We start from the raw sequence: 6,944 nt of genomic DNA, 5'->3' as shown, positions 1-6,944 counted from the left end.
TGCGGGTGAGATGGGGGCCGGGGTGCTGACAGCGGGGGGCGCGGTGTAGACCACCCGATCCGGCGGCGTCTCCAGCTGCACCGGGGCTTCCGGGAGGGAGAAATTGATGGGGATGAGCAGCCGCACCGCCACCGCCAGCCAGGCCCAGTACCGCCAGCGGACGGCGTAGCGCCTGGACAGCAGGGGCCCCAGCAGCAGAAGGAGCAGGATCACCGCCGACATGGTGAAGGTGATCTCGGCTAAGGTGATGAGAAAGTCGGACATGGGCCGGGGCCCTCCCTTTTAGTCAAAGTAGTCGGTGAGCTGGACGCGTTGGACGGTGTCGCCGCCGTCAAAGTAGAAGATGAGGTAGTACCCAAAGCCGCCGTCCTCCGGGCCGAACCAGAGGAAGTCGCCCTCCAGGTCCCAGTTGAGCTGGTCGCTGGCGGTGGGGTAGGCCCGGAGCACGTCCTCCCGGGTGGAGCTGCCGATGAGGATGCCCCGGTTGGTGCGGAAGCCGGTGTGGCTGGTCTCCATGGTCCAGATGGAGGTCTCTCCCTCCGGGGAGACATAGCACTCCAGGGTGAGGTCGGGCCAGGACCGTTTTTCCCAGCGGTCACCGGGCTGGTAGCTCACCGCGCCGTCGGAAATGTCGGTGACCTCCGGCTCGCCCAGGAGGGCGTCGAGGTGGTCGGCGGTCCCCCGCAGGCCGTACCAGCCGCCGCCCTGCCACAGCAGGGCGAAGTCTGTGTCGGGAACGCCCCAGGCCAGGGCTTCGGCCTCCCGACGGTAGGCGCCGGGCGCGGTCTGGAGGGCGCCCAGTACCGTTGCCCCATCCTCAGAAAGGGAGAGCACCAGATAGTACCGCTCGCCAACGGCCAGATCCAGGGGCATGGACACCCATTTCCCGTCCATGTTTACCAGATAGTCCGCCTCATAGACGCCACAGGCGGTTCCCTCGGGGGCGGAGACCTCCTGCCGGAAGGTAAGGGCGGAGAGCTGCACCTTCTGCTCCAGGTGCTGTGTGCTCAGAAAGGCCCGTGCAGCCGTCTCGGCCTCGCCCTGGAGGAAAGCCCACTGGAGGGGGCGGCGGAGGGAATCGGCAAAGAGCTCGCTGCCCGGCTCACAGTCGTTGATCATGGTGTCAAAGAGGTAGACCGGCTCCTCCATGCTTGCGTCAAAAACCAGATAGGTGGCGTCGGGGTAGGTGGCCAGCACCCAGCCGTCGGCATCCATGTCCATACCCCCGGCCAGAGTCACCTTGTCCGGGGTGGTGGTGTGGAGCCGCCAGCCCAGGCGGTAGACGTCCAGGGGCACCCCGTCCAGATCATCGTAATGGTGGACCAGCTCCAGGGACTCAATGCGCCAGTCGTCGTACTGGGCGGGCTCGCCCACCATCTGCTCCACGCCGTCGACCAGAGCGATGGCCCCGGTGCTGACCGACCAGTGGTTGTACTGGTCCTGGACATAGGACCTGGCGGCGTTGAGGACGGCGTCGGGGCCCTCCACCCCCTCCCAGATCTGACCCAGCAGGTCCTGGGTGCTCTGGGGGAGGTCGGGCGTGGCGGATGGCTGACCGGCCTCCGTGTTGCAGGCCACCAGGGATCCGAGCATGCTCACCAGCAGCAGGATACACGCCAGGGGGAGGACACCCCGCCGCCGGGGGGCGGCGAAGAGGTTTTTCAGCCGGCGGCGGAGGTCCCGGCGGCTCGTGTGGAGCTCGGTGGAGAAATAGGTCTTGGGGGCTTTCATGGAAGGTCCTCCTTTCATATGTCGTCGTTCTATTGATATAGCGATGAAGCGGGGGGAAAAGTGACAGTTCCGGCCCATTTTCTCAACCGGCGGCGGTGAGGGACTGGATGTGCTCCGCTGTCAGGCTCTGCCAGGGCAGTTCCAGCTCCGCCGCGCCGGCAAGGTATTCCTCCCGCCAATGGAGGTATTCGCTCTCGTCCACCGGGTCTACCATGCCATATTCTGTGCCCAGGTCCCGGTAGAGGTAGTAGACAAAGCCGGCGCCGCTGGCGTCGATGTCTTCCGGGTAGTCCTCCGGTTGGAGGTCCCGGCTCCAGGCGTCCACGGAACCCACATCTCTGTACCGGTCGCTCTCCGGGTTGTAGGTATAGAGGGTGTAGGGCCAGAAGTCCCCCGCCAGGCCCTGGTTGTGGGACCAGCCCGCCTGGACGGCACCGTTGTCGTAGAAGGTCAGCAGGGGGAACTCGGAAAACTGGAGGCGCAGGGATCCATTTTCGTCGATGTCGTAGATGAGGCCCTGCTGGTCGGCCATGACGGCGGTGGTGTAGGAGATGACCAGCTCCTCCCGCCCGTCGCCGTCCACATCGAAGACGGCGAACTGGTTTCCCGCCATGGCCTCCCGCTCCGCCTCGGTATTGGCGTAGCCCTCCGGGTCATTGCGGGCGTCCGGCAGACGGTTTTCGTCCAGCAGGGTCTGGAGGGCCTGGGCGTAGAGACCCCAGGTCTCCTGATGTTCCGCTGTCGGCGGAACGGTCTCGAGCTCTGCCGCTGGCGGTGAGACGGAGGAGGATGGGGCGGGAGGGGTGTTGCAGGCCACCAGGGAGCCGAGCATGCTCACCAGCAGCAGGATGCACACCAGGGGGAGGACGCCCCGACGCCGGGGGGCGGGGGCAAACAGATCGCCCAGCCGTGCCCTCAGAAGACGCTTCCTGCCCCGGAGCCCGGTGGAAAAGTATGTGTATGGGGCCTTCATGTTCGTCCCTCCTTCAGCTCGTCCAGATAACGCTGGAGTTCGTCCACCTCGGCGTCATCCAGGCCGCCGCCCCGGGCCAGGGAGGCCACGAAGCGTTTGAGGGATTTGCCGAAGACCTTGTTGAGGACGGCGCTGCTCTCAAAGGCCAGGTAGTCGGCCTGGGAGACCAGCGGGGCGTACCAGTTGGCCTTGCCCCGCTTCTCGCAGGAGACGAAGCCCTTTTCGGTCAGGCGGGAGAGGTAGGTGTTGATGGTGTTGGCCGCCCAGCCGCAGTCTGCAAGGGCGTGTTCCAGCTCGGCGCGGCCAGCGCCCCCCTCCTGGGCCCACAGGGCTTTCATGACCTCCAGCTCGGTATCGGGCAGTCGTTTCATGTGGAGGCTCCTTTCTACGTCAAATGTAGTGGTTCTATCTATATACTACATTTGAAGTGGATGAGAGTCAAGTTACAGTATGGTGACAGAAGTGACAAGCTGAAAGCGCCGCCCCTCCCGGAAAGGGAGGGGCGGCGCTTTGTGCGGACTCAGGGCTTGGCGGAGAGGGCGTCGGTCCCGGCGGTGCGGGCGATGCCCCGGCGGAGCCAGTTGCCCCGGGCGTAGTAGACGATGTAGAGGATAGAGGTGACGGTCCAGCTGATGGGATAGCTCACCAGCACGGTCTCCAGCACCGGATAGAGGGGGAGGATCAGCAGCACCCACAGCACCCGCAGCACGCAGACGCCGCTGCAGGTGAGGAGCATGGGCTTGAGGGAGTCGCCGGTCCCGCGGACGGCGCCGGAGAAGATCTCGATGCACACAAAGGTGGCGTAGAAGGGGGCGGTGAACCACATGACCTTCCGGCCCAGCTCGATGACGGCGGCGTCGTTGGTAAAGAGCCGGAGCAGGGCGGGGGCAGCGCCGCAGAACAGAAGGCTGATGACGGCGGTGACGGCAAAGGTGAGGGCCAGGCAGACCCGCACGCCCTTTTTGACCCGATCATATTTCCGGGCTCCGAAGTTTTGGCTCACAAAGGTGGTGATGGACACGCCGAAGGCGCCGGAGATGAGCCAGTAGAAGGAATCCACCTTGCCGAAGGCGGTCCAGGCGGCCACGGTGACGGTGCCGAAGGAGTTGATGCAGGACTGGAGGACCATGTTGGAGACGGTATACATGTTGGACTGCACGCCGGCAGGCAGTCCGATGCGGACGATGGCGGCCAGCTTGTCCTTGTGGAACTGGATCTCCCGGGGCACCACGGAGTAGACCGTGCCGGGCCGCAGCAGGGAGAAGGCCACCAGCACGGCGCTCACCACCTGGGAGATCACCGTGGCCAGGCCCACACCCAGCACGGCCAGGTCCAGCACCACCACAAAGAAGAGGTCCAGCACGATGTTGGTGAGACAGGCGGCCATGAGGAAGTAGAGGGGGCGGCGGGTGTCGCCGATGGCCCGGAGGATGCTGGCCCCCATGTTATAGAGGAAGGAGGCCACCGAGCCGCAGAAGTAGACCCGCAGGTAGGTGATGGCGTAGCCCATCACGTCCTCGGGGGTGCCCATGAGGCGCAGGGCGGGGGCGGAGGCGATCAGGCCGACCACGGTGACGACGACGCCGGCGGCTAGAGCCAGGGCGATGCCGGTGTGAACGGCCTCCCGCATCTCCTCCCCCTGACGGGCGCCGTAGTACTGGGCGATGACCACGGTGGCGCCGGAGGAGAGCCCCACGAAGAGGTTCACCAGGAAGTTGATGATGACCGCCGTGGGTCCGCCCACCGCGCCCAGGGCGGCGGTGCCCACGAAGTTGCCCACAATGATGGCGTCCACGGTGTTGTAGAGCTGCTGGAAAAAGGTGCCCAGCAGGATGGGGAAGAAAAAGGAGAGCAGGGGTTTGAGGATGGAACCCTCGGTGATCTGGTTCTGCACAGCGGCGCACCTTCTTTCTAACGACATGGCGGACCCCACCCGACGGACGTCGGATGGGGCAGGGAAACTATAACAGATTCTGGCCGTTGATGTCAAGCCGGAAGGTGAGGCGGAAAAATTCCGCCGCCTTCCGACACAGGAGCATCCGGTGGAGGAAGATCTCAAAGTAATCCATGACGGGACAGACCTGGGTGTTGATGGTGAGGGTCAGGGTGAAGGTGGCGCGTTCCAGGTCCAGGCGGGTGGCCGACTGCTCCACGGCGTAGTTGACCCGGTCGTGGATGTCGAAGCTGGAAAGGTCCTTGTTGCGCACCCGGCTCCGGCGCACGTCGGTCTTGTCGGCCAGGATGAGGGCGGCGGCCACGGCGTTGACGGGGAAGGCGGTGGAGTCGTCGTGGTGGCCGATGGCGGTGATGACGGCGGCCACGTCGGCGGGGGGCATGCCCATCTTGTCCAGGATGCGGAAGGCCATCACCGCACCGGTCTGGGCGTGGTCGTTGCGGTTGACCACGTTGCCGATGTCGTGCATGAAGGCGGCGATGCGGCAGAGCTCAATGGTATGGGCGTCGTAGCCCAGATCCCGCAGCAGGTCCCCGGCGATGGCGGCGCACCGGCCCACATGGGCGTAGCTGTGCTCGGTGAAGCCGAGGGCGCGCAGGGAGGCGTCCGCCTGGGTGATGTAGGTCCGGATCTCCTGGGACTGCTTGATCTCCTCGTAGGTGACCGCCACGGGGATCACCCTCCTTTCTGATGGGCCGGCGGACTTGCCTTTTCCACCGGCATGGTGTATCCTGTTGAAAAACCCTGGAACATGATCCGCCCGCGGGCGGGGAGAGGAGCATGACCATGATCCGAAAAGCCGCTGCCGCCGACCTGGAGGCCGTATCCGCCATCTATGAGGCGGTGCTGGACCGGGAGGAGGCCACCGGAAACCGCTATACCAACTGGGAACGGGGGGTCTACCCCTGCCGGGCCACAGCGGAGAAGGCCCTGAAGGAGGGCACCCTCTATGTGGAGACGGCGGGGGAGGCCGTGGTGGGCTGCGCCAACCTGAACCAGGTCCAGCCGCCGGAGTACGCCAAGATCCCGTGGACGGTGGCGGCCAGGCCCAAAGAGGTGCTGGTCATCCACACCCTGTGCATCCACCCCGACGCCGCCGGCGGCAGGTGGGGGCGGCGGTTCGTGGCCTTCGCGGAGGGGCTGGCGGCGGGCAAGGGCTGCAAGGCCATGCGGCTGGACACCTATGAGGGGAATGCGCCGGCCGCCGCCTTTTACCCCAAGCTGGGCTACCGGCTGGCGGGGGAGACGGAATTTTTCTTCGAGGGCTTCCGGCGGGAGATCCTCATCTGCTTTGAAAAGGACCTCACCCAGGGGAGATAACTGGGGACGCAAAGACGACCGGAAAAGGGCTTCCGCCCTTCCGGCCGTCTTTTTTCCGTTACTCCGCCACAGGGGTGGGACCCATGGCCTCGTGGAGCTCGGGCAGGATGGCCCCCTGGAAAAAGCGCACGGCATAGCGGTGGAGCTCCTCCAGAGTGTCGGGCACCTTGTCGGCGCCCAGCTGTTCGCTCCGGGAGAGGTCCCCGTCCAGGATGAATTTGGGCTCCGGGTCCTGCTTTCCGCCGTTGAGGAGACCGGGGCCGGCGTGGATTTTCAGCCGGATCCCCCCCTCCAGGGCGACCTCAGTGTCCAGAGAGGAACGGCCCACCTGGGTCTCGTCCACGTCGGGTTCCCCCAGGATGCCCAGATAGGGGGAACGGATCAGGTCGTCCCACAGCAGCTCGGTGAGCCCCAGCCGCTTTTTGGAGATGGCGTTGAGGTAGCGCAGACCCACCCGCTGGAAGAAGGCGGGCTGGTAGACCTGGATGAACTGGGCCAGGGACTTGTCCAGCCGCAGGGCGAAGTCCTCCCAGCTGGTGTAGCGCAGGGTGGACAGGGCGATGAAGTCCTTGGTGAGGTTGAGCTTCCAGAGCCCGTCTTCGGAGATGAAATTGTGGTTGGAGATGGGGGGCTGGGGTTCCGCCTTGGGGGCGGGGCCGCCGGCGCCGACGATCTTGGGTGGGACCGGTTCCTTCCGCAGGGCGTACCGGGGGAAGTCCTGGCGGATGGCCTCCTGAAAGGCGGCGGGCTCGGCGGTGTTGATGGAGAGGATGGTGGGGAACCGCAGCTGGCAGATGACCTCAATGAGGGGGCTGCGGGCATATTGATAGCGATGATAGTCTGCAAACAGCATAAGTGGATGCTCCTTCCCGATGGGCTGCCCAAGGGGGCGGGCCCGTTCTTTTCTATTTTATATGCTGCCCACCGGTCTGTCAATCATCCGTCACCTTTTGCCAGGGCCGGGAA

At 65.2% G+C, this 6,944-nt stretch carries 7 protein-coding genes and 1 pseudogene; 1 reads left to right on the top strand and 7 read right to left on the bottom strand.

The window, feature by feature from the left end; translation table 11 throughout:
- The 6 genes and pseudogenes from Q0Y09_RS06100 to Q0Y09_RS06075 all read right to left on the bottom strand — a co-directional run.
- Positions 1–264 (bottom strand): annotated as a pseudogene (locus Q0Y09_RS06100) (hypothetical protein); the annotation flags it as partial.
- Between the two features lie 18 nt (positions 265–282).
- Positions 283–1,731, bottom strand: a complete 1,449-nt coding sequence (locus tag Q0Y09_RS06095) for a hypothetical protein (protein WP_297719137.1) — start codon at positions 1,729–1,731, stop codon at positions 283–285.
- 82 nt (positions 1,732–1,813) lie between these two features.
- Positions 1,814–2,704, bottom strand: a complete 891-nt coding sequence (locus Q0Y09_RS06090; RefSeq protein ID WP_297719135.1) for a hypothetical protein — start codon at positions 2,702–2,704, stop codon at positions 1,814–1,816.
- Positions 2,701–3,075: a BlaI/MecI/CopY family transcriptional regulator gene (locus tag Q0Y09_RS06085; RefSeq protein WP_297719132.1), complete on the bottom strand. Its 375-nt coding sequence runs from the start codon at positions 3,073–3,075 to the stop codon at positions 2,701–2,703. Before Q0Y09_RS06085 ends, Q0Y09_RS06090 begins: the two co-directional genes overlap by 4 nt.
- Before the next feature lie 149 nt (positions 3,076–3,224).
- Positions 3,225–4,625, bottom strand: coding sequence for an MATE family efflux transporter (locus Q0Y09_RS06080; protein WP_297719129.1), 1,401 nt, complete (start codon positions 4,623–4,625; stop codon positions 3,225–3,227).
- Between the two features lie 40 nt (positions 4,626–4,665).
- Positions 4,666–5,328, bottom strand: coding sequence for an HD domain-containing protein (locus Q0Y09_RS06075; protein WP_297719126.1), 663 nt, complete (start codon positions 5,326–5,328; stop codon positions 4,666–4,668).
- Between the two features lie 116 nt (positions 5,329–5,444).
- Between Q0Y09_RS06075 and Q0Y09_RS06070 the strand changes: the two genes are divergently transcribed.
- Positions 5,445–5,978 carry a GNAT family N-acetyltransferase gene (locus Q0Y09_RS06070; protein WP_297719124.1) on the top strand — a complete coding sequence of 178 codons (534 nt, stop codon included), beginning with the start codon at positions 5,445–5,447 and terminating at the stop codon, positions 5,976–5,978.
- Between the two features lie 58 nt (positions 5,979–6,036).
- On the opposite strand, the gene Q0Y09_RS06065 is transcribed toward Q0Y09_RS06070, so the two are convergent.
- Positions 6,037–6,831, bottom strand: a complete 795-nt coding sequence (locus Q0Y09_RS06065) for a TIGR04255 family protein (protein ID WP_297719121.1) — start codon at positions 6,829–6,831, stop codon at positions 6,037–6,039.
- Between the last annotated feature and the right edge of the window lie 113 nt (positions 6,832–6,944).

This window comes from Intestinimonas sp. (assembly GCF_026169115.1).
Taxonomy (GTDB): Bacteria; Bacillota; Clostridia; order Oscillospirales; family Oscillospiraceae; genus Intestinimonas.
Note: the sequence above shows the minus strand (reverse complement) of the source record. Positions and strands in the feature narration are given on the sequence as shown.